This window comes from Bacteroidales bacterium (assembly GCA_035353855.1).
GTDB lineage: Bacteria > Bacteroidota > Bacteroidia > Bacteroidales > CG2-30-32-10 > DAOQAK01.
Map to the genome: position 1 here is coordinate 1 of DAOQAK010000030.1, position 24,145 is coordinate 24,145.

General features: G+C 34.3%; 16 protein-coding genes, 1 other RNA gene and 1 pseudogene. 12 read left to right on the top strand and 6 right to left on the bottom strand.

Going from position 1 to position 24,145, the window contains the following annotated elements:
- The first annotated feature begins 97 nt into the window (after positions 1-97).
- The 10 genes and pseudogenes from PKK00_08885 to fabG all read left to right on the top strand — a co-directional run bounded on the left by PKK00_08885 (position 98) and on the right by fabG (position 13,164).
- The gene (locus tag PKK00_08885) at positions 98-2,044 is read left to right on the top strand and encodes an amylo-alpha-1,6-glucosidase (protein ID HNW98509.1); all 1,947 of its coding nucleotides are present in this window, start codon (positions 98-100) and stop codon (positions 2,042-2,044) included.
- A 97-nt stretch (positions 2,045-2,141) separates the two neighbouring features.
- Positions 2,142-3,428, top strand: coding sequence for a glycosyltransferase family 4 protein (locus PKK00_08890; GenBank protein ID HNW98510.1), 1,287 nt, complete (start codon positions 2,142-2,144; stop codon positions 3,426-3,428).
- Positions 3,429-3,461: 33 nt separating this feature from the next.
- A pseudogene (locus PKK00_08895) lies at positions 3,462-4,640 on the top strand (glycoside hydrolase family 57 protein).
- 12 nt (positions 4,641-4,652) lie between these two features.
- Positions 4,653-5,141 (top strand): FliG C-terminal domain-containing protein, encoded by a 489-nt coding sequence (locus PKK00_08900; protein ID HNW98511.1) that lies wholly within the window; start codon positions 4,653-4,655, stop codon positions 5,139-5,141.
- A 375-nt stretch (positions 5,142-5,516) separates the two neighbouring features.
- Positions 5,517-9,788, top strand: a complete 4,272-nt coding sequence (glgP, locus tag PKK00_08905) for an alpha-glucan family phosphorylase (protein ID HNW98512.1) — start codon at positions 5,517-5,519, stop codon at positions 9,786-9,788.
- Between the two features lie 133 nt (positions 9,789-9,921).
- The gene (locus PKK00_08910; GenBank protein HNW98513.1) at positions 9,922-10,533 is read left to right on the top strand and encodes a hypothetical protein; all 612 of its coding nucleotides are present in this window, start codon (positions 9,922-9,924) and stop codon (positions 10,531-10,533) included.
- A 29-nt stretch (positions 10,534-10,562) separates the two neighbouring features.
- On the top strand, positions 10,563-10,751 hold the full coding sequence (locus tag PKK00_08915; protein ID HNW98514.1) for a hypothetical protein: 189 nt from the start codon (positions 10,563-10,565) through the stop codon (positions 10,749-10,751).
- 71 nt (positions 10,752-10,822) lie between these two features.
- Entirely contained in the window at positions 10,823-11,647 is an 825-nt protein-coding gene (locus tag PKK00_08920; protein ID HNW98515.1) for a penicillin-binding transpeptidase domain-containing protein, read from the top strand.
- Between the two features lie 112 nt (positions 11,648-11,759).
- Complete coding sequence (locus tag PKK00_08925) at positions 11,760-12,200, top strand: VOC family protein (protein ID HNW98516.1); 441 nt, start codon at positions 11,760-11,762, stop codon at positions 12,198-12,200.
- A 217-nt stretch (positions 12,201-12,417) separates the two neighbouring features.
- Positions 12,418-13,164, top strand: coding sequence for a 3-oxoacyl-[acyl-carrier-protein] reductase (fabG, locus tag PKK00_08930; protein ID HNW98517.1), 747 nt, complete (start codon positions 12,418-12,420; stop codon positions 13,162-13,164).
- 558 nt (positions 13,165-13,722) lie between these two features.
- Here the strand turns inward: fabG and PKK00_08935 are convergent.
- From PKK00_08935 to PKK00_08945, 3 genes are read right to left on the bottom strand one after another with little or no spacing between them, the layout of a single operon-like run.
- Positions 13,723-15,777 (bottom strand): T9SS type A sorting domain-containing protein, encoded by a 2,055-nt coding sequence (locus PKK00_08935; GenBank protein ID HNW98518.1) that lies wholly within the window; start codon positions 15,775-15,777, stop codon positions 13,723-13,725.
- A complete protein-coding gene (locus tag PKK00_08940; protein ID HNW98519.1) occupies positions 15,774-17,000 on the bottom strand; it encodes a T9SS type A sorting domain-containing protein in 1,227 nt (408 codons plus the stop codon). Before PKK00_08940 ends, PKK00_08935 begins: the two co-directional genes overlap by 4 nt.
- Before the next feature lie 4 nt (positions 17,001-17,004).
- Positions 17,005-19,605 carry a right-handed parallel beta-helix repeat-containing protein gene (locus tag PKK00_08945; protein ID HNW98520.1) on the bottom strand — a complete coding sequence of 867 codons (2,601 nt, stop codon included), beginning with the start codon at positions 19,603-19,605 and terminating at the stop codon, positions 17,005-17,007.
- A 577-nt stretch (positions 19,606-20,182) separates the two neighbouring features.
- On the opposite strand from PKK00_08945, the gene PKK00_08950 reads away from it, so the two are divergent.
- The gene (locus PKK00_08950) at positions 20,183-22,276 is read left to right on the top strand and encodes a hypothetical protein (GenBank protein ID HNW98521.1); all 2,094 of its coding nucleotides are present in this window, start codon (positions 20,183-20,185) and stop codon (positions 22,274-22,276) included.
- Between the two features lie 5 nt (positions 22,277-22,281).
- Here PKK00_08950 and PKK00_08955 read toward each other — a convergent pair whose 3' ends face one another.
- The 3 genes from PKK00_08955 to ffs all read right to left on the bottom strand — a co-directional run bounded on the left by PKK00_08955 (position 22,282) and on the right by ffs (position 23,490).
- A complete protein-coding gene (locus tag PKK00_08955; GenBank protein ID HNW98522.1) occupies positions 22,282-22,605 on the bottom strand; it encodes a cupin domain-containing protein in 324 nt (107 codons plus the stop codon).
- 36 nt (positions 22,606-22,641) lie between these two features.
- The gene (locus PKK00_08960; protein HNW98523.1) at positions 22,642-23,262 is read right to left on the bottom strand and encodes an L-threonylcarbamoyladenylate synthase; all 621 of its coding nucleotides are present in this window, start codon (positions 23,260-23,262) and stop codon (positions 22,642-22,644) included.
- Between the two features lie 128 nt (positions 23,263-23,390).
- Positions 23,391-23,490: signal recognition particle sRNA small type (gene ffs, locus PKK00_08965), an RNA gene on the bottom strand.
- 99 nt (positions 23,491-23,589) lie between these two features.
- Here ffs and PKK00_08970 point away from each other — a divergent pair.
- On the top strand, positions 23,590-24,138 hold the full coding sequence (locus PKK00_08970) for a DUF4199 domain-containing protein (GenBank protein ID HNW98524.1): 549 nt from the start codon (positions 23,590-23,592) through the stop codon (positions 24,136-24,138).
- Positions 24,139-24,145: the final 7 nt, after the last annotated feature.

The window sequence follows — 24,145 nt, forward strand, 5'->3', positions numbered from 1 at the left end:
CTATATTTACAACTTAATTTGTTTGGCTAAATTTTAGTCGGACAGCAATGAAAAATTAATTATATTTGCAAATCATTTCTTTTTAAGGCAAAATTTTATGAGTTATCTAACTTTTGATAAAAGCCAACTGGTTAATTTAGAATATATTCTGAGCAAAGAACTGCTTCGTTCAAATCGGGCAGGATCGTATGCCTGTACAACAATAATAGGGTGTAACACCCGAAAATATCATGGTTTGCTTGTAACACCTCAACCTGCACTTGATGGCGAAAATCATGTTTTGCTTTCAACACTTGATATTTCTGTGGTGCAAAGAGATGCTGAATTTAATTTCGGAATTCATAAATATCCTGGCGGAGTTTATAGTCCGAAAGGAAATAAATATTTCAGCGATTTTACAACAGAACCTATTCCTAAGTTGACATTTCGTGTTGGTGGAGTAATTCTTTCTATGGAATTACTACTTGCAATTGATGATGAACGTTTACTGATAAAATATACTCTCGAGGATGCTCATTCTCCGACAATCCTTAGGTTTAAACCTTTTCTTGCTTTCCGTAATGTACATAAACTGGCACATGCAAATGTTTTTGTAGACAGGAAATATGAAAAAATAGAAAATGGAATAAAATACAGGATGTACTCCGGGTATACTAATCTTTTCATGCAGTTTTCCAAAACTGTTGAATATACCCATGCTCCTGATTGGAATTATAATATTGAATATTCAGAAGAGCAAAACAGGGGATACGATTACCAGGAAGATTTATTTGTTCCCGGCTTCTTTGAATTGCCTATAAAAAAAGGAGAATCAGTAGTGTTCTCAGCAGGTACAAGTGATATCAACCCTGCGCTTCTGAAAAAACTTTTTACATCAGAAACTAAAAGAAGAATTCCTCGCGATAGTTTTTATAATAACCTTGTCAATTCGGCTCACCAGTTTGTTGTACGCCGTGATAAGAAAACAAAAATAAAGGCAGGCTTCCCTTGGTTTGGAGCATGGGGGCGCGATACTTTCATTTCATTGCCGGGATTAACTCTTGCTATTGATGATCCCAAAACATGTAAAGCTGTTCTCGATACAGCTTTAACAGAATTACACGGACCATTATTCCCCAATGTTGGAGAAGGTCATAATGCGGCGTTCAACTCGGCTGATGCTCCACTTTGGTTTTTCTGGGCTTTACAGCAGTATGCTGAATATACCAATACCAAAGAACAGATTTGGAAAGAATACGGTCGTAAAATGCAAATGATATTAAAAGGTTTCAAGGATGGAACTTTGTACAATATTAAAATGCTTGATAATGGATTAATATATGCCGGTGAACAGGGAAGTGCCGTAACTTGGATGGATGCAATTGTTGGAGGAAAGCCTGTAACACCACGAATTGGACAAGCTGTTGAATTAAGCGCTTTATGGTATAACGCGATTATGTTTTCACTGGAAGTTGCATGCATGGCAGAAGATGAATCATTTATTGAAGAATGGAAAGGTATTGCCGGCATTATTCCCGAGTCGTTTAAGAATACATTCTGGTGTAAAGACAGAGGTTACCTTGCCGATTATGTTAATGGTGATTTTGCTGATTGGACTGTTAGACCGAATATGGTTTTTGCAACTTCTCTTCCTTATGTTCCATTGAGTGAAAAAATACGTCAATTGATTTTAGAGAAAATTCAACAGGATCTTTTGACACCTCGCGGGTTAAGAACACTCACTCCTAAACATCCCGATTATAAAGGTATTTATGCCGGAAACCAGGTAGAGCGGGATATGGCGTATCACCAGGGAACGGTGTGGCCATGGTTGCTCGGGCATTTTGCAGAAGGATATTTAAAAGTTCATGGTAAAAGCGGATTACCATTCATAAAATCGTTGTATGACGGATTTGACTCAGCAATGAAAGAACATTGCATTGGAACCATATCGGAAGTGTATGATGGCGATCCTCCGCATAAAGCAGGTGGCGCGATTTCGCAGGCATGGAGTGTTGCAGAGATATTACGAATGTGGAAGTTGATCGAGAAATATGAAAAATAGTTTGTAGGCAATAATTGTAGTTTTTTGTTATTCTCATTAAATAATTTTTTAACAACAAACAACTAACTACAAACCACAAACAAAATTTAAAAATAGAATGAAAGTATTAATGTTTGGTTGGGAGTTTCCTCCTCATATTACTGGTGGGTTGGGAACAGCATGTTTTGGGCTGACAAAAGCATTGCTGAAGCAGGGTGTGGAAATATTATTTGTTGTTCCTAAAGCATATGGCGACGAAAGTCAGGAAGCTGTAAGGCTTATCAATGCAAGTGATGTAAGTATTGATATCAGGAATGAGATATACCAGGAATATTGGAAACAGATCACTTATATGGAAATAGGTTCAAACCTGATTCCTTACACATCACCTGAAGAGTTTCAGAAAATTATTTCACAAAATCTACTTGATGGAGCTGATATAAATCAATCAGTATTTTCTGAACATTTTGTGTTTAGCGGGAAGTATGGCAAAGACCTTATGCAGGAAGTGTCGCGTTATGCGTTGATTGCAACATCGCTAGCTGCTACGAATACTTTTGATGTGATTCATGCGCACGACTGGCTTACTTATCCTGCAGGTATAGCTGCAAAAAATATCAGCGGTAAACCATTGGTAATTCACGTCCATGCTACAGAGTTCGATCGTTCCGGTGAAAATATAAACCAGAATGTTTACGATATTGAACGTAAAGGAATGGAAGCTGCCGATATGATTATTACCGTAAGTAATTTAACCCGGCAGATCGTGATTGACCGTTACGGAATTCATCCTGATAAAGTGATTACTGTTCATAATGCTGTTGATGATCCTGTTAATCCTGCTGTTCTGGATGCAAAGAAACATGTGAAAGAAAAAGTAGTAACATTTCTTGGTCGGGTTACTTTTCAGAAAGGTCCTGATTATTTTGTTGAAGCTGCAAATAAAGTATTACAAAAAGATGGCAATGTCCGTTTTGTAATGGCAGGGCAGGGCGACATGCTGAACCGTATGATAAAACGTGTAGCGCAATTACGCATTTCTACAAAATTTCACTTTACCGGATTTTTAAAAGGTGATGATGTTGACCGGATGTTTGCTATGAGTGATGTTTACGTGATGCCATCAGTTTCGGAGCCTTTCGGAATATCTCCGTTAGAAGCTATGCGAAGCAGCGTACCTGTTGTTATTTCTAAACAATCGGGTGTTTCTGAAGTTTTACGTTATGCAATGAAAGTCGATTTCTGGGATATTGATGCTTTATCTGATGCTATATATGGGCTTTTGCATTACAATGCCCTCAGTAAAATGTTTATGCGCTACGGAAAAATTGAAGTAGATAATATGAAGTGGGATAATTCAGCAATAAGGGTAAAGTATATTTATGATATGATGTTGAATAAGTAAAATTGAAGTTAAAAGTTTTCAAAAATTATTATAATGAAATCAATTTGTTTTTATTTTCAGGTTCATCAGCCGTTTAGGTTAAGAACATTCCGTTTCTTTGATATTGGCGTGAACCATAATTATTTCGACGACTATGCAAATAGGTATATACTCCGAAGAGTAGCCGATAAATGCTATATTCCTGCTAATAATGTCATTCTTAATCTTATTAAAGAATTTGGTTCTTCATTCAAAGTAAGTTATTCAATAAGCGGTACTGCTCTCGACCAATTTGAAATGTATACCCCAGATGTTTTGGAAAGTTTCCAGCGTTTGGCTGAAACAGGTTGTGTTGAATTTCTTGCCGAAACATATTCTCACTCGCTGAGTTCATTAAAAAGTAAAAATGAATTTTTTAAACAGGTTAATGAACAGGCAGCAAAAATAGAAAGGCTATTTGGTAAAAAGCCTACTACATTCCGTAATACAGAGCTTATTTATTCTGATGGTATTGGCGAAATGGTTTCGGAAATGGGATTTAAAACCATGCTTACCGAAGGCGCCAAACATATACTGGGGTGGAAAAGCCCGAATTATATGTATTGCAATTCTATCAATCCCAAATTAAAATTATTACTTAAAAATTTCAGGTTAAGCGATGATATTGCATTCCGGTTTTCTCAGCAATCATGGAGCGAATGGCCTGTTACCACTGAAAAATATGTAGACTGGTTAAATAGTGTTGATGGAAGGGAAGAATGTATAAACCTGTTCATGGATTACGAAACATTCGGAGAACATCAATGGCCTGAGACAGGAATTTTTGATTTTCTGAAAGCATTGCCCGGTCGTGTTCTATCGCATTCCAATTTTAAATTTAATACACCTTCTGAACTTACAAATCTTTTACAACCGGTTTCGCCGATATACGTTCCTTATCCCATTTCATGGGCCGATGAAGAAAGAGATTTAACAGCATGGCTTGGAAATGAATTGCAGGATGATGCTTTTAACCGTTTGTATGAACTGGAAGACAAAGTAAATCATTGTTCGGATGAAAATATTATCCGCGACTGGAAATATCTTCAAACCAGCGACCATTTTTATTACATGTGTACTAAATGGTTTTCCGATGGCGATGTGCATAAATATTTCAACCCGTTCAATTCACCTTATGAAGCTTTCATTAATTTCATGAACATCCTTTCTGATTTTCAAATACGATTAGATGAGAAATGTCATGGAATGGCTGCAATACCTGTTGTTTCTGAAAATGAAAAAGCAGAACAACCAGAAATAAAAAAATCGGTACTACAACCTGTTCAGAAAAAAATAAATGAAATCAAAGAAGTTGTTAAGAAGAAAACAGCTAAAAAAGTTATTTCTGAAAAAATTCAAAAGATAGCTAAATCAAAGGTTGTAAAAGAAACTGTAAATAAAAAACAAGAAATAAAAGTTAGAGGCAGCGAGATTAAACTTTTGGAATCGCTTGCACGTCCTGCAATAAAACAAATTTTTAAAGAATATGATCTTAAAATTCTTGCAATGGCATTACAAGGCGCCGGCGAAGAATTAACCGATAAAGTAAGAAGTTCAATAGGGCAGGGAGCCGGAAGAAAACTTACTACAGCGCTAAACAGGATAAAATTACCTAAATCCAAAGAGGTAAAAGAAGCGAGAAGACTAATTGAAGAACAGATTAAAAAATATTTTGCTTCGAAAAAAAATATTTAGGTTTTTATAATTTTCTTTTATTAACTGATGTTACGCAAAACTCAAAATAAAATTTTAAAAACTTTAATTAATAAGGATTTTAAGAATATATGCCACCCGCCATGCCAACGAGGCAGATAGGCACAACCCAATTAACTGAGCGTGCTTGAAAGCTATATAGTCTTGAATGTTTAGTGCCTACGGTACAATAAGAAGTGAGTTGTACCTTTCTTTACCAAGCTGTTGTCCCTAACGGGACATAATAATAATAAAATAATGTTGTTTCGATACAAATAATGATTTTGCGTAACATCAATTCATAATTCTTCCTGTATTTATTCAACCATTTGGCATTTATTTATTATTTTTACTTTTTGTAATATAAAGGATAAAATTATGTCAGAAGAAAATATTCTGAAACCTGATTATTTATTTGAGATCAGTTGGGAAGTATGTAATAAAGTTGGAGGTATTTATACTGTAATTTCCACAAAAGCTTCAACGTTAGTATCTGAACTAAAAGATAATTACATTTTTATTGGTCCCGATGTTTGGAAAGAAACCAAGGATAATCCTGAATTTACAGAAGATAAATTTTTGTACCGCAGCTGGCGCGAAGAAGCAGAAAAACAAGGATTACGTTTCAGGCTGGGCCGGTGGAATATTGCTGGAAACCCCGTTGCTATTCTTGTTGATTTCACACCATACTTCGTTGTTAAGGATAAAATTTTCGCAAAATTATGGGAGAATTATAAACTCGATTCTTTACCCGGACAGTGGGACTACATTGAACCTGCAATGTTTGGATTTGCTGCAGCAAAAATTATTGAAAGCTTTTATGAATTCAATATTAGCGGACGTGACCGTATCATTGCCCAGTTCCATGAATGGATGACAGGAACCGGGATTTTATATTTAAAAGATAATATTCCCCAGGTGGGAACTGTATTTACTACACATGCAACAGCTTTGGGAAGATCTGTTGCCGGTAATGGTTTGCCTTTATATAAAGACATTGAAAGCTTTAATGCCGATGTGCTTGCGCGTAATTTTAATATTGTTTCAAAACAATCGCTTGAAAAACTCTCGGCTCAGAATGCTGACGGATTTACTACCGTTAGTGAAATTACAAATAAAGAATGCAAACAATTTCTGGAAAAAGAAGCGGATGTAATTACTCCAAATGGTTTCGATTCATCATTTCTTCCACCGGAAAATGTTTTCGAAGAAAAAAGAGATGAAGCACGTGTGAAATTATTTGATGTTGCAGAAGCCTTGTTAAACCAGGAGTTGCAGCGCGACAGTATGTTGGTGCTCATTAGCGGACGTTATGAATTTCGTAATAAAGGGATCGATTTATATATTGATGCACTGACCAGGTTGTACAATAATCCTGATTTAGATAAAGATATTATTGCTTTCATTATGGTGCCTGCAAACAATGCAGGACCAAGGAAAGATGTATATGAACGTATAGGCAAACCCAATTACGAGCAATCCCTGCATCATGAATTTCTTACTCATTACCTTCATGACCCGGACAATGATCCTGTATTGAAAAAAATCTATAGCTCAGGAATATCTAATGAAAAGGGAAGTAAAGTAAAAATAATTTTTGTTCCTTCTTATTTGAATGGCAGCGATGGAATATTTAACATGCATTATTACGAACTGCTGATTGGATTTGATGTTACGGTCTTCCCGTCATATTATGAGCCATGGGGTTATACGCCAATGGAAAGCATAGCATTTCACATTCCTACGATAACAACTACTTTGGCAGGTTTCGGAAATTGGATTCGTAATACATATGGCAAACTCGAAAAAGGAATTTTAGTTATTGATCGCGATGATGATAATGATGAATCTGTTGTTGAGCAAATAGCTGCTGGTCTTACGCGCTGTCTTCACCGGAATTTTGAAGATAAAAAAAGTTCAAGGAAAAAAGCACATGAAATATCTCATGATGGCTTATGGGTTAATTTTATAAATAATTATTACAAAATATATGATAAAGCGCTCCGTGAGGTTGCACAGCGCGAAACATTATTTTCTAAAAAACAATTACCTGAACAAACAACAATTCTACGTCCTGTACAAGGTGTTAAACCTACGTGGAAAAAAATACTGGTAAAATCCGATTATCCTGAAGGATTATCCGAATTGGTAAAGCTGACGAAAAATTTATGGTGGTCATGGAATAATGATGCAAAAGAATTATTCGAGATGGTCAATCCTGAATTGTGGGAAAAATCACAGCATAATCCAATTGCTATGCTGGAATCATTATCATACGAACAATTACTGGAACTGGAAAGAGATAAAGAATTCAGGGATAATCTGAAAAGTGTTTATGAAAAATTCGGTAATTATTTATTGGAAGGATGTAATAAAAAATCTCCTGCAATTGCATATTTTAGTATGGAGTATGGTTTGCACGATTCGGTGAAAATATTTTCAGGTGGACTGGGAGTATTAGCCGGTGATTATTTAAAACAATGCAGCGATTCAAATATAAATATTACAGGTATTGGGCTTTTATACAGGTATGGATATTTTTCACAGGAATTAGCGCTCAATGGTGAACAACTTGAAAATTATTATCCTCAAAAATTTTCACATTTACCGTTGCATCCTGTACGTGTAAATAATGGAGATGAAAGCGATAGTAATAATGGTTCCTGGTTGAAAATAAGGCTGGCATTACCCGGCCGTACGTTGTATGCCAAGGTTTGGCGTGTTGATGTTGGAAGAGTTCCATTATATTTACTGGATACCGATATTGAAGAAAATTCTGCTGAAGACCGTTTTATAACGCATCGCTTATATGGCGGGGAATGGGAAAACCGCTTGAAACAGGAAATCCTTCTTGGTGCCGGCGGAATACGTTTGCTGGATGCAGTAAATATTACTCCTGATATATATCATTGCAATGAAGGTCATGCCGCTTTTATGGGTGTTGAAAGAATGCGTAAACTGGTCCAGGATGAATTTTTTACTTTCCAGGAAGCCATTGAAATTGTTAGGGCATCTTCATTATTTACCACGCATACGCCAGTTCCCGCTGGTCATGATGAATTCAGTGAAGATTTATTAAGAACCTATATTCCTCATTATGCCGAACGACTGAATATTAGCTGGGATGCTTTTATGAACCTTGGAAGAGCAAAGGAAAATGTTCCGGGCGAAAAATTCAGCATGAGTGTTTTGGCGCTAAAGTTATCACAGGAAGTAAATGGTGTAAGTAAGATTCATGGACGTGTTACACGCGAAATGTTCAGCCATATATGGGATGGATATTTTAGTGATGAGTTGCATATAGGATATGTTACCAATGGAGTTCATTATCCTACATGGGCTGCAAAGAAATGGAAACAACTTTATAATGCTGAATTTGGAGAAGGATTTAATAACGATCAATCGAATGCCGAGCATTGGAGAAATATTTTTCACGTTTCGGATGATGAGGTATGGAAGATAAAACAAAGTCAAAGAAAAGAACTTATTGATTTTGTAAAAAGGCGTTTAATGGATAACCTGGAACGCAGGCAGGAAAACCCTAAGACCATTATTGAGCTTCAGAATGCTTTAGATGAAAACGCGCTCACCATAGGATTTGCAAGACGCTTTGCAACATATAAACGAGCACAACTTATTTTTAAAAATCTTGAAAAACTTGCACGTATTGTAAATAATCCGAATAAACCTGTTCAGTTTATATTTGCCGGTAAAGCGCATCCGGCCGATGGAGCAGGACAGGAGTTGATAAGATATATTACAGAGGTATCAAAAAGAAAAGAGTTTTTAGGGAAGATAATTTTCCTTGAAAATTATGATATGGATATTGCTTCCAAATTGGTTCAGGGAGTTGATATCTGGCTGAACACACCTGCACGTCCAATGGAAGCATCAGGTACAAGCGGGCAAAAAGCAGTAATGAATGGTGTGATGAATTTCAGTGTTCTCGACGGATGGTGGGCTGAAGGTTATATTGATAAAGCCGGTTGGGCGCTGAAAGAAGAAATGACTTACAAAAATCCGCAATACCAGGATGAACTGGATGCCGAAACTATTTATGATTTGCTCGAAGATGTTATCGCTCCTATGTTTTACAAGCGTGATAAAAATGGCGTACCTTCGAAATGGATCTCGCATATAAAAAATACTATTGCCGAAATAGCGCCACATTTTACTACCAAGCGCATGCTCGATGATTACTGTAATAATTATTACAATAAGCTTTATGAACGTACCTGTAAACTGAAAGAGAACAATTATGACCAGGTGAGATATTTATCAAACTGGAAAAAGAAGATCATACGAGGGTGGAACAGTGTTGAAGTGCTTTCGGTGAGTGTTCCCGATTCTACTAAGCGTGCATTTAAACTAGGTGAAAAATTTATTGCTGAAATTTCATTGGACCTTAATGAGCTTTCGCCCGAAGATATTGGCATCGAAGTAATATTCGGTCAGAAAGTAATGGATCAGGTTACCGATTTCTTTTATAAAAATGAAATGAAGATTGTAAATATCGAACGCAACCAGGTGAATTATAAAACTGAGATTTTTGTAACGCGTTCCGGTGTGTTCGACTTTGCATTCCGCATGTTTCCTAAGAATCCGCTATTGCCGCATCGCATGGATTTTTATTTGATAAAATGGATTTAAAAAATAAATTGCTGGTTATTGAATTGTTTTATTGTTGATTGTAATTAGAATATTAATTTTTTTTAAAAAGAGAAATAATATTAATAGAATAATGCAAATGTTAGATTCATACATGAATTTAAAATTATAAAATATGAAAAAAATAAATAATAATTTTTTGATTATTTTAATTATGTTTACCTTTTTAACAAATGTTAAATATAGTAATGTAAATGATGGGATTTCAACACAAGGTAAACAGTTCCTAAGTGATTTATATTGGAACATACCCTTAAACACAGACCCAATTACAGTTTTTAATTTGCTCTCAGAAAAAAACAATATATTTTATGATATATCAAAGTCAGGTTTAGCATCAACAATTATGGCAGAAGCATATAACAATAAGTATATTGATGCATCTTTATCTAGGTGGAAATATATGACACTCTATGTATACTTTGATGATAAAATGAAATCTAAAGGAAAAATGATTTCAATTCATGGTTGTACTTCATATTCTATTCTCAATACAATGACTTTTTTGATAGAAAGTATATCTGCAAAAAATACTTCAACTACTTGTAATAAAGAAGTTTTATTTGATGAAGCTTATAAATATGAATACTTCGCAGCCACAACTTCAACCACTCCTTTTTTTACAATAATCTCGCAAATTGAACATGACTCGAAAGATAAAACAAAAATAGTTGAAGCAAAATATCAATTTTGGTTAGATGAGACTGCATTAGTTTTTTCTAAATAGCTATTACTTTGTTACACTAATTTTTTTATATGAAAAAGAAAATAGGGTATATCAAATATAATGATCAACTCTTTGAGGTTTTTTGGGATACTGAAACAAAATTAGTATGGTGTAAGGATGACAAAGGGACTTTAACAAACTTTAATGATGCAAAAGCTTTAGCAGAAAATGTTGTTATTGACTGCGCAAAAGAAATGTTAAAATCTAGCGGATTATAATTAAAATATTGTTTCCCTGTGTTTGCGATGGTTCGCAACAAGTGCAAGTAAGGATTTAATACTAATTTAACATGCAAAGTCTTAAACAAATATTTTTATACATATTTATATTTCTATCATTCGAATCGTTTTCGCAAATAACGGATACAGTTGATTTGAATAAAATATTTGGAAAGTTTGTTGGAGGATTTTGTATTTATGATATAAACACAAGCAAATATATTCAGTATAATAAGGCACAATGTGAAAAAAGATTTTCGCCCTGTTCCACTTTTAAAATCACGAATTCGCTTATAGGACTTGAAACTGGCGTAATTACTGATACCAGCTTTGTTATCAAATATGACAGTCTGCTTCATCCGAAAGATTCATTTATGTTGAACAATTCACCTTACAAATACTGGTATGATGATCTGTCATTAAAAAATGCCTTCAAATATTCGTGCGTTTGGTATTACCAGGAATTAGCAAGGAGGATAGGATTTGAAAGGATGAAAAAATATATCGATATTTTAAATTACGGGAATAAAGATATTTCAGGAGGTATAGATAAATTCTGGCTTTGCGGCACTATTGAAATTTCAATTAACGAACAGGTGGAATTTTTAAAAGCATTTTATCAGCATAAATTAAAAGGTTTTTCTGACAGGAGTATTGATGCTGTAAAAAGCATAATGCTTTATGAAACTACTGACAATTACAAACTATACGGTAAAACGGGAAGCGGCGATTGTACGGATGATAAGGTTCTTGGCTGGTATGTGGGTTTTGTTGAAACCGCTTCGGGTCCGAAAATTTTTGCAATGAATGTGCTTGTTAATGATTACAACGACTTAAATAATAATTACAGAATAGAACTGACTAAAACAATTCTGAAAGAGCTTAAAATTATTTAAGCGGAGACAGCATTGCTTCGTGCAAGTCATATTACATATTAGAAAATAATAAATTACGCGTCATGAAACGCGCAAGAATAAATAAAAACAATAATTCATAAAAAATAAAACTATGTCAAAAGTTAGTACTTATCTAAATTTTTCTCGCAATACTGAGGAAGCTTTTAATTTTTATAAATCTGTTTTTGGTGGTGAATTCAGTGGGGGTGGAGTGGCACACTTTGGCGATTTCCCGCCACCGGCAGGCTCTCCGCAGTTGGCCGAAGAAGATAAAAAGCTTATACTGCATATTGAACTGCCCATACTTGGTGGTCACATTTTGATGGGCTCCGATGCACCGGAATCGATGGGATTCAAAGTGAACACAGGAAATAATGTTCACATCATGCTTGAGCCCGATACCAGGGCAGAGACAAAAAAATTGTTCGATGCATTAGCAGTAGGTGGTAGAGTAATAATGGAATTACAGGAAATGTTCTGGGGTGCATATTATGGCAATTGCGTTGATAAATTCGGAGTGCAATGGATGTTTAATTGCACAGAAAAAAAATAATAATTGTAATAATACTTTTTTATTCAATTGTTCTCTTCTGCGGTTATTCGATTGTTCGACTATTCAATTATTCCAATGTTCAACTGTTCAATTATTCACATGCTCAATTATTCGAATGCTCGGTTGTTCGATTATTCTAATGTTCAAAATATCTTTTTATTTCTTACACTTTCTTATATTTGCAAATCAAAAAAAGTTTTAAACAAAAATTTTAAACATGAAATTACTTGAAGGTAAAACTGCAATAATAACCGGCGCATCGCGCGGCATTGGTCGTACCATTGCCATCCGCTTTGCCAAAGAAGGAGCCAACGTAGCTTTTTCCGATTTGTTTTACGATGCACAAGCTGAATCACTCGAAAAAGAATTATTGAGTTATGGTGTTAAAGCAAAAGGCTATGCTTCCGATGCCAGCTCATTCAAAGCTTCTGATGATTTTATAAATGAGGTACTGAAAGATTTTCCTGTTATTGATGTTTTAGTTAATAATGCAGGTATTACGCGCGACAACCTGCTGATGCGCATGACAGAAGCCGATTGGGATGCTGTTATTAATGTGAATCTGAAATCTGTTTTCAATCTTACAAAAGCTGTTCAGAAAGTGATGCTGAAACAACGTTACGGTTCAATCATCAACATGAGTTCGGTTGTTGGTGTTGAAGGAAATGCAGGACAGTCGAACTATTCCGCATCAAAAGCAGGAATACTCGGATTCACAAAATCAATTGCACAGGAACTGGGTTCGCGCAGTATTCGCTGCAATGCAATAGCGCCGGGATTCATCGAAACCGAAATGACAGCAAAACTTCCGGAAGATGTAAAGAAGAACTGGATTGAAAATATTCCTTTGAAACGTTCTGGCTCTACTGATGATGTTGCTGATGTTACAGTATTTTTAGCAAGCAACCTTTCATCATACGTTACTGGTCAGGTTATTAGTGTTGACGGGGGAATGCATATGTAGTAAAAATAAAATTCAAAATTATAAAAGCTGAAAAATTCCAAACTCAAGGCAAAGGGTTTGGAATTTTTCTTTTTATTCAATAACTGATGTTACGCAGAAAAATAATATTTTACATAAATTCGCAATGATAGGTAATATATTTATTGATTTTTTTATTCCAATCCCGTAGGGATTACAGCTTGGTAAAAAATTATAATATCAAATATAAAAGTGCCGTAGGTACTACACAATAAGAAAATCCAAGCACTAAATCCTAAATAAATTCAAATTACAAAACTCAAATGAATAAAACTATTTTTGGATTTATAAAATTGAATTTGAAGTTTTGTATATAGTTTAGAAATTAAGATTTGAAGTTTGAATAAAGGATAGTGCTTACAGCACATCACGTTGTTGCTATGTTGGGTTTTACCAAGCGATTATGCCTACGGCATATACTTTAAGAATAATTTTTGAATAGAAGGCCGGCTTTGACTCGATTATCCTTACACTCTCGTTTCGGGAGAATCGGCCCTGTATGACCTTTTACTTTGTGTGAATTTATTTGTTTGCGTAACATCAGTCAATAATTATTTTTGAGGTTTTAATAATTTCATTATTCTTTTTCAATTGAAGAAAATAAATTCCGTTTTTTAAATTATCCCTGTCGATAATTACTTTTCCATTGCTAATATTTTCAATACTTTTGGTAATTTGACCAACATTATTATAAATTAAAACAGCGTAATTATTTTTTGATTCATATTCAAAATTCAAAATTGAAAAATCAGGAAACGGATTTGGATAAATCTCAACATCATCATTTGTTTGCAAATCATTTAAACCTGTATAGGTGTTTACATAAGCATTGTGCGAAAATTCAGATGTATTGCCCGAAGCATCGGTTGCAGTAGATGTTATAACATCACCTGCATTTATTCCTGAAAGATGAATGCTCCAGTTGCCACCAGCATCAGGCGTTACACAACCTAAATATGTTTTTCCTTCACCATATGAATTTGAATCGGAATCGGCTATGTAAATTTCAATATTTGTCGTTAGTGGATTTGTGCAATCAATCGTTCCTTGAATAAATGTAAGTCCGTTGTAAGTCCAATAATCAGCGGAAGTGATAACAGGATAATTCATCATCATGTTTGGCCCAGTATCAGAGTCGCCGGCATCATTTAAATTTGTTCCGATAGGGAAGAGGTCGATGCCCAAAGTGCCATTATTGTGAATGGAGTTGCAGGATATTTTATTATTTATATCTCCTGCAGTCATCAGGAATATCCCGGCAGAGCCGTTGTATGCAATGATATTTCCATTACCGGCACTTCCTCCGATAATATTATTTTTTGCGCCTTCGGCAATTCGTATTCCATCGAAAGCGTTGCCCAGCGGCAATAACCCTGATGAATCGGTTCCGATTTTATTTCGTGTGATTGAATTATTATCAGTGTATGTTACATGAATGTCAATTCCCTGTTGTGCATTTCCCGAAATCACGTTGTTGTCGATATAATTATAAACAGGTGCACCATCAATAACTACGCCGTTTCCATTAGGCAAAGCAAGCGTTCCGTTTTTATCAGTTCCAATGAAATTACCTTTTACGGTATTGTGATTAGTTCCGTTGTTGTATACAAAAACACCGTAACCACTATTTCCCGAAATAATATTCCTATATGAAATTGAATCACCACCAATAATATTATAAGAAGAACCATCGTCGAATAAAACACCGTATGTATTAGGAATAGCAGCGCTTCCATTGATGTCTGTGCCAATATAATTTCCAAAAACTTTATTGTATTTAGCATCTGTTCCAATTATCGGGACTCCGTAAGCATTATTTCCCGAAATAATATTTCGTAATGCAGGATTATTTCCTCCAACATTGTTATACTTAGCGGTTCCTTCAATGCTCACGCCGTCATAGTTTCCAAGAGAAGCTGTTGCAGTTCTGTTTGTTCCTACAAAATTTCCTGAAACAATATTGCTATCAGCATTAACAATACGAATTCCAATATGACGATTTCCCGATACAATATTTCTTTCTTCAATTGAAGACCCTCCAACAATGTTGTGTTTTGCCCCACTGATTATTTCGATACCTATATTGTTGCCAAGACTGTCGGTAGCATTGTAATTTGTCCCGATGTAGTTTCCGTAAACATGATTGTTCTTTGCGTTAGCACCATAAATCTGTATGCCGCAAACAAGCCGCTGAAGTGTAATTCCCTTTATTATATTATTCGCTGTATTCATTATGCAGAAGGCATGAGCAATTGTATTATTTACTCCGGTGATAATAATTTCTGGTCCATTTGGATTTGTATCACCCTGGTTGGTGGTTTGTGTTGTGCCGTCAATTGTGGTGTTCCCGTTAGTGATATATGGAAGGTAAGAAGCAAGTGTTATTGTCCATGTTCCTGTTGAAGAATTATAATTTGCATCAGATGTTGGAATATTAAATGCTATCACATCACTTCCTGAATTTGAATTGGACGAAGTTATAGTACTTCGCAAAGAACCTGTTCCTGAATCATTGGTGTTGGTTACAGTAAAAGTATTTCCCGAACTTATTTCTGAAATTAAAATTATAAAAACAAAAAGAATTATCTTTCTCATAATGAAATCAGTTTGCCTGAATGTATTGTTCCTTCTGCATTTCGTACAATGTAGAAATATATTCCTGAAGGTAATTCGTTTGTGATTTTTATTGTTCCATCACTTGTGAAATTTTTAGTTATAATTGCATTTCCTGTTATATCGTAGATCACAAGCGATGCGTTAGTAGTCGATGGCGAATGATAAATAAATGTAGCATTATCTGAATATGGATTTGGAAAAACTTCGATACCTTCAATGTTATTGCTGATTACATCAATTCCGGCAGAACAACTGTGTGTGCATGAAGTAACGGTATTTTCAACAACTCCGTTATTCAAATCAATATATGGAGGACCTGATAAAGGTGACTGGTCGCAGATATCAACAGTTCCTTTTATATAACCTGAATTAGTAGAGTATGCAGCTATACAGAATGAACCGCTGCTTCCTTTTAATGTATCGGCATTTGTAAAATTATTGCTGATGTTGACAAAGCCATTGTTTGTAAATACAGCATCATGACTTAATGAATCACCATTATAAAAGTCATGGTAAACGTTAAAAGGAACAGTAGATAAATTTTGAAAACTTCCTTTATTCATAAAATCATAATTCACAATCACACTGTCGTGTGTTGTTGCAGTTCCGGTATTTAAGAAATCTGTTGTGTAGATGGTGCCATTCCCAGTATATGAAACTGAATTTAAAAAATTGGTTAGCTTTAAACGTCCGTCATTATTGAGATTACCGTTGTTCCAAAAGTAAGTACTGTTAATTTCACTATTCTGAATATTTTCAATAGTACCATCGTTTCGCAAGCTGTCAACATCATTTATTATTCCATTGTTTGAAAAAGTTGTTGTATTATATAAAGCCTGTGTAACAGTCATGGTGCCTGAGTTTGTTACAGTTCCGCCTGATGAATAAAAACGGGCTACTTCAAAAGCTCCTTCATTAGTAAAAGAACCACCACCTATTGCGAAATCTACTAAGTCACCAAATTTTATTAATGAAGCACCGGCATTGATATTTACCGAACCATATGTATATCCAAAGTTAGTGTTAAGTATGACATTATGATTTACTTCAATGATATATCCTGGTGCGGGAACACAGTTACAATCCCATGTTGCCGGGCTTAGCCAGGCGCCGGGTGCTACTGATGATATGGTTTGCTTTTGTCCGAATAATGTTAATGATATGCTTGACGATATAAATAACGTAAGTAAAAGTTTTTTCATAGTTCTAGTTGTTAAGGATATTTAGTTTGATTGTTTTCTGGAAATTATTTGAATAAATGCTTACTAAGTAAACGCCTGATGGTAGTGAGTGATTTGAGTTTATGTTAAATTTATTCAGGCCTTCTATACATTGAATGCTGTTAATGTCTTCAATCGTTTGTCCCAAGCAATTTGTGATTTTTATTTGAATTGTCTGATTTTTTTCTGAAGTAAAAACCACAAAAGCATCATTGTTAGTAGGGTTGGGGTATAATGAAATATTTTCTAAAGGATTTTTATTTTCAATTATTGAAACAAATAATGTTACTGTATAATTTGCTGAGAACTCTGAAGTGTTCATTAATTCGTCAGTTGCTGTTGATGATAATAATTCACCATTGATGATTCCAGTAACAGTATCACAGAAGTAGCCTGTGTTATCAGGTGTTACAGAGCCTAAATAAAATTTCCCGTCTCCATGTGAAAAAAAGTTTGCCGAAGCTTTGAATAATTCAACAGTACATAATTCAGGATGATGAGTATCAAGAGTACCTTTAACAATCGTATAGTTCATGTTGCTGTTATATTCTGCTGAAGTTATAACAGGATAATTCATCAAATCATTTGGGCCGGAATCATTATCACCTGCATCATTCCCATTTGATAAAGGCGGGAAGAGTTCTATTCCCATTCCTATATTATTCCACATTGAGTTTCCTGAAATTTTATTGTATTTTGAATTTGCATCTGCAATCACCACACCACCGGAATCGTTGAATGCAATTATGTTTCCGAAATTCACTTCACCAATGATATTATATTTTGGTCCGTATGCAATTGCTATTCCTGCGGAACCGTTGCCCAAATCGGATGTTCCGTTAGTTGCTGTTCCGATCTTATTTGAAATAACAATATTGCTGTCGGCATTTTCATAAATTGCTATTCCCATTCTTTTGTTTCCGGAAATGACATTATTGCTAAACAAGTTATGTTTCGGATTTGTTGCAATGCCTATGCCTATTGAATTTCCAAGTCTTAGTGTGCCGGTAATATCAGTGCCGATATAATTCCCGATAATCTGGTTTGAGTCGGTTTTCTGGTCGGCCATTTCAATTCCATCATACCTGTTTCCTGAAATTATATTTTTATCCGAAGCATTAAATCCGCCGATAATATTGTAACGTGCCCCACCGGCTATAATCAGTCCAATATCATTTGGAACAGTATCGGTGCCTGTTGCATTTGTACCAATGAAATTTCCTTTGAGTTCATTGTAGTTAGTGCCATGCGTTACAATAAAAATTCCATAACTCATATTTCCTGACAAAACATTTTTTTCAATTGAATTATGATTTGATGAAGCATCAATGCAAATGCCTGTAGCATTAGGTAATGAAGCATTTCCCGTTGCAGTTGTTCCGATATAATTTCCAATAAGAGGATTACAAGAACAATTGCCGTAATAGATAAATCCATAAACACGATTGCCGGAGATAATATTTCTTTCACCACTTGTATAGCCGCCAATAGTATTATATTTTGCGGTAACGTTCACTTCAATACCATTCCCCTGAACGAGTGAGTCACCAATTTTCAGTCCACCATTACCGCTTGCATCAGGGCCAATATAATTTGCGGAAATTTTGTTGCTGTCGGAAGATTCAATGTAAATGCCTATTTCAGTGTTTCCTGAAATAACATTTCTTTCGTTTGCAGTTAACCCGCCAATAGTATTATTGTTTGATTGGCTTTGAAAAAGAACTCCGGTATAATTACTGAGTATCTGCAATCCGCTAAAATCAGTGCCAATATAATTTCCTTTTATTTCATTATGCCTGCAAGTGTTGTTAAATGTTATTCCTGTATTTGTGTTCCCTGAAAGTATATTTCTTTCTGTAATTGTTGAACCGCCTATGATGTTATAATTTGCTTCGTTAAGCATAATGCCGTCACCATTGGGAATGGCAAGCGTTCCCGTAGCATTACTACCGATATAATTTGATGTAATGGTATTATTATTTGATTTATCGAATATTATTCCAGCAAGTGTGTTTCCTGAAATTATATTTTTAGAAATAATATTTGATTTTGTATTTACATCCATTGCAATACCAATAGTATTAGAATTGGCAGCGTTTCCGCTGTAATCGGTGCCGATATAGTTTTCTGTGATTGAATTTCCTGAGCTTGTTCCTCCATATCCTGTTATTATAATTGCATTGTTGAAACGCCCTAATGCAAAGCCTTTGATTACCGAATTGCTCGAAACAACACAAAATGCAAAATCAAGAAGATTTTTTCCATCAATATATATTTCGGGACCGGATGTATTTGTGTTTCCCTGGCTTTGTGTTTGAGTTGTTGCATCAATAACGGTAGTTTTAATAATGTATGGCAAAGTGCTGTCGGGACTGATGGTCCACACACCTGTTGAAGCATTATAGTTTGCATCACTTTTGGGAATGTTGAATTTTATTGAATCTGCTCCCGAACTGTATATCCATTGATTGATTGCCCAGCGCAAACTTCCGTTGCCGCTATCATTAGTGGTTGTTACTGTATACACATTACTTTTAATAAGTAAAGGGAAAAATATTAAAGCGAAAAAGAAGTAAATTTTTTTCATAAATCTTATATATACAAATTTAGCAAAATTTCTGAAGCCAAATTAATACAAGAAGATTCGTGAAGTTAACGGTATTATTGCCTGATTTTGTTTTTTATAAGCAGGTATTTTTACCTGTTTTTATAATTAATAGTTCTGTAATTATATTATGTGTGGACTAAAGTACTTTATAAATGAGGGTTTCAAAATGAGGTTGTTTAAAAAGTAATACCAATTGTTAATTTAAAATAGTCCAAAGGAAATTTTAAATTTTACAATGGTTATGCCGATGACATAGATGTTATAGTACAATTTATTGGACTATTACATCTATGTCATCGGTATAATTTAACCGCAAAGTCCACGAAGAATAAAGCAAAGTTCGCAAGGAAAATTATTTGCTATACAATACTTTGCGTTCATAGCGGATATCTTAGCGCTCTTAGCGGTTCAAGATTTTTGACTTTTAAAACAACTTCATTAAAACTCAATGATATTGGGCTTTAGACCAAAATTTACTAAAAGTTTACCGAACTATTGAAAATAAAAAATTATAATAAATCAGTTTTAGCAATTATCTTTGCCCTGATAATATTTTATGAGCGGTTATACAATCATCACCGAATATCCTTTATGGTTTCTTATTCTCTGTGTTATACTTGGGGCAGGGTTATCAACCTTGTTATATTTCAGGAATAAAAAATATGTTTTTACTTCTAAAATAAAAAAAATATTATTTGTACTTCGTTTTTTAGCAATAACAATAATTGCTTTTCTTCTATTGTCACCATTAGTAGAAACAATATCACGAAATGTTGAGAAACCAATTATCATTATAGCGCAGGATAATTCCAGATCAATTATTATAAATAAGGATTCTGCTTTTTATAAAAATTCGTATCCTGAAAAAATGAAAAGTTTTATTGATAAGGTCAGCGATAAATTTGAGATAAAGACATATAACTTTGGCGAAAAATTTAGCGACAGCCTTTCGTTCTCATATAAAGATAAAACTACAGATATTTCTTCATTGTTTGATGAATTGCAAACACGATATACCAATCGTAATGTGGGTGCGCTGATTCTGGCTACCGACGGGCTATATAATAAAGGTAAAAATCCATTGTATGCTTCGGGTTTTGCATCGTTCCCTATATACACTGTTGCATTAGGCGATACAATGATCTATAAAGACCTTATTATTACAAAAGTTAATTCAAATAAAGTTGCTTACCTGGGGAATAAATTTCCTGTTGAGATAATAATTACAGCTAATAAATGTAAGGGAAGTTCAACTAAGTTAAGTGTTACAAAGGGAAATGAAACAGTTTTTGAAAAATCACTCGATATTAATTCCGAATCATTTATTCAAACGATAAACCTTGAGATTGAAGCAAAATATAGTGGGTTACAACACTATCATGTTTCAATTTCAGCATTGAAAGATGAAATAACTACAGCTAATAATTTCCAGGATTTTTATGTTGATGTGCTTGATCAGAAACAAAAAATTTTAATTCTTGCCAATTCACCAAGCCCCGATGTTGCAGCTATTAAAGAGTCGCTCGAAAAAAATAATAATTATGAAGTTGATTTTTATCTTGCCGATAATTTTACAAAAAGTATAAAAGGGTATAACCTTGTTGTTCTTCATCAATTGCCTTCAGCAAAAAATAATATTACCAATATTACCGATGCAATAAAAAAAGAAAACCTTCCGTCAATTTATATATTAGGTTCACAGAATAATTATACAGCGTTTAATGGATTAAAGACAGGATTAAATATTATTGTCAATACAAAAACTTCGCAAAATGAAGCCATGCCGGTTATTAATAATGAATTTCCTTTATTTTTAATAAGCGATGAATTGAAACGTTTTACTGACGATATGCCACCATTGTATTCACCATTTGGTACATATAATGTTTCAAACACATCAAATATATTGTTCTATCAGAAGATTGGGGCGGTATCTACAAAGCAGCCTTTAATTTTGTTTAATGAATTGAATGGACTTAAAACATGCGTAATTGCAGGCGAAGGAATATGGAAATGGAAAATATTCGATTATGCAAAAAATCAGAATCATGAAATTTTCAACGGGCTGATTAGTAAAATTGTCCAATACCTTGCTGTTACCGAAAATAAAAGCCTTTTCAAGATTACATGCAATCATAAATTTTATGAAAACGAAAATGTAGAATTTGATGCGGAAGTTTATAATGAAAGCTATGAATTGATTAATGAACCCGAGGTAAGTTTGACGATATATGATAGCTTAAATAAAAAATATCCATTTACTTTTTCTAAAACATCAAATGCTTATAGCCTAAATGCCGGCTTATTTCCAGTGGGAGCTTATCGCTATGAAGCTAATGTAAAAATAGGAGATAAGATTCTTACTCAAAAAGGTGTATTTAACGTGATAGCCATTAACATCGAGTCGTTACATACCATTGCTGACCATAAGACCTTATACAGTATTGCCGAAAAACATGGAGGTAAATTATATTACCCGAATCAACTGGACGACCTTTTGAAAGCGCTTGAAAAAAGAGATGATATCAAATCGGTTTCATTCACACAGAAACGCTTGAGCGATCTTCTGAATTTATTCTGGGTTTTTATAATTATACTTGGACTTATTTCTGCCGAATGGTTTATTCGTAAGTGGAGCGGAAATTATTAATCTTGTTACTTAATATGAACAGCAAGCCAGATACACTGCGGAACCGTTGATGTGTATGTAACCCGGTGTTTGCAATGAGCCGGAATTAAAATATAATCACCTTCTCGTAATTGCACTTTATTATTTTCTTTTTCAAATAATATCTCAGCTTCACCTTTCAATAAAATAACCCATTCATCATCTTGCTGGTCGTACCATGTGTTTTCAGGGGTTGTATGTCCGGCAGAAACAATGCTTTCTATTTTTAAATTTTTATTTTCAAGAAGAGTATCAAATAATTCTTCTTTACCAGCAATATTATTTTTTTTGAAAAGGTTACCTGGTTCCATTGGAAAATAAAAAGGAGGATTTTGTATGAGTATGCTTTAAGAATAATCGTCAACGATTCCTTTTCCCTGACGTATGATATCGAATTCTTCTTTAGTACAATCAATAACAGTAGAAGGTTCTATGCCTCCAAAACCGCCGTCGATAACAATATCTACAATATCACGATAACGTTCATAGATAAGTTCCGGGTCGGTGGTGTATTGGAGTAAATCATCATTATCTTTTATTGAAGTGCTCATGATAGGGTTTCCCAGCCGGTTTACAATTTCACGGGCAATACTGTTGTCGGGTATACGTATACCTACGGTTTTTTTCTTGCTTTCAAAAAGTTTAGGAACATTATTATTTGCATTCAGAATGTATGTAAATGGTCCGGGTAATGTTCTTTTCATTAATTTGAAAACATCATTGCTGATTTGTTTTGTAAAATCAGATAAGTGACTTAAATCGTAACAAATAAAAGAGAAATTAGCTTTTTCAGGTCGTATACCTTTTATCTGTGCAATGCGTTCTACTGCTTTATGCTGGAAAATATCACAGCCCATACCATAAACTGTATCGGTGGGGTAAATAATAATACCGCCATTTTTCAGGCATTCAACAATTTGCCCGATATGGCGTGGATTAGGGTTTTCGGGATATAATTTAATTAACATAACATTGATTCCAGCTGCAAATGTATTAGTTTTTTATTATTTATATTCAATAATAAATTATTTTCTGTTTCTGAATTTGTCATCTATTATTGCTGAAGGAAGGAGTTGGAATTTTTTCCCTAAAAAAGAAGGGGTAAGCAACTTATATCGCACCGCTCAACCATTTTACCCTTGCTTCCTTCCGAACCTGGGGGAGTTCAACAGGAGCTGGTCGTATAAGACTTACCCCGCGACAAAATTATAAAAAGAAATGATATGTATAAAAAATATTTATAAATTTCTGAAATTACTATTAATTATTACATTTGCATATCAAACATTATTAACATGGAACCGTCAACAGAAACCAAAAAAATCAGCGTTGCCAGAAATGCTTTAAACTATGGCTTTTTGCTTGGTATTACCTTAATTATTTTATCACTGCTTTTTTATATATTGAATGTCGATTATCAAAGCGTTGCCCAATATATTAGTATTGTAATAATGATAGTTGGAATGATTATAGGCATTTTAGCCTACAGAAAAAACAATAATGGATTTATTACCTATGGACAATCTCTGGGTAACGGAGTGCTTATTGGATTATTTTCAGCAATTCTCGTTTCAATATATACGATCATCTTTTTTACATTGATTGATCCCGGAATGATAGATGTGATTCTTAGGCAGGCTGAAGAAAAAATGATTGAAAAAAATCCCAACATGACCGATGAACAAATTGAGATGGCGATGAGTTATTCCCGGAAATTCATGACACCTCTGTCGATGGCAATATGGGGTACGATTATGAGTACAGTATACGCATTTGTTGCTTCCTTAATCATTTCAATATTTACCCGTAAAGTGGATAATTCATTCGAAGCTAATTTCAGATAAAAATTAC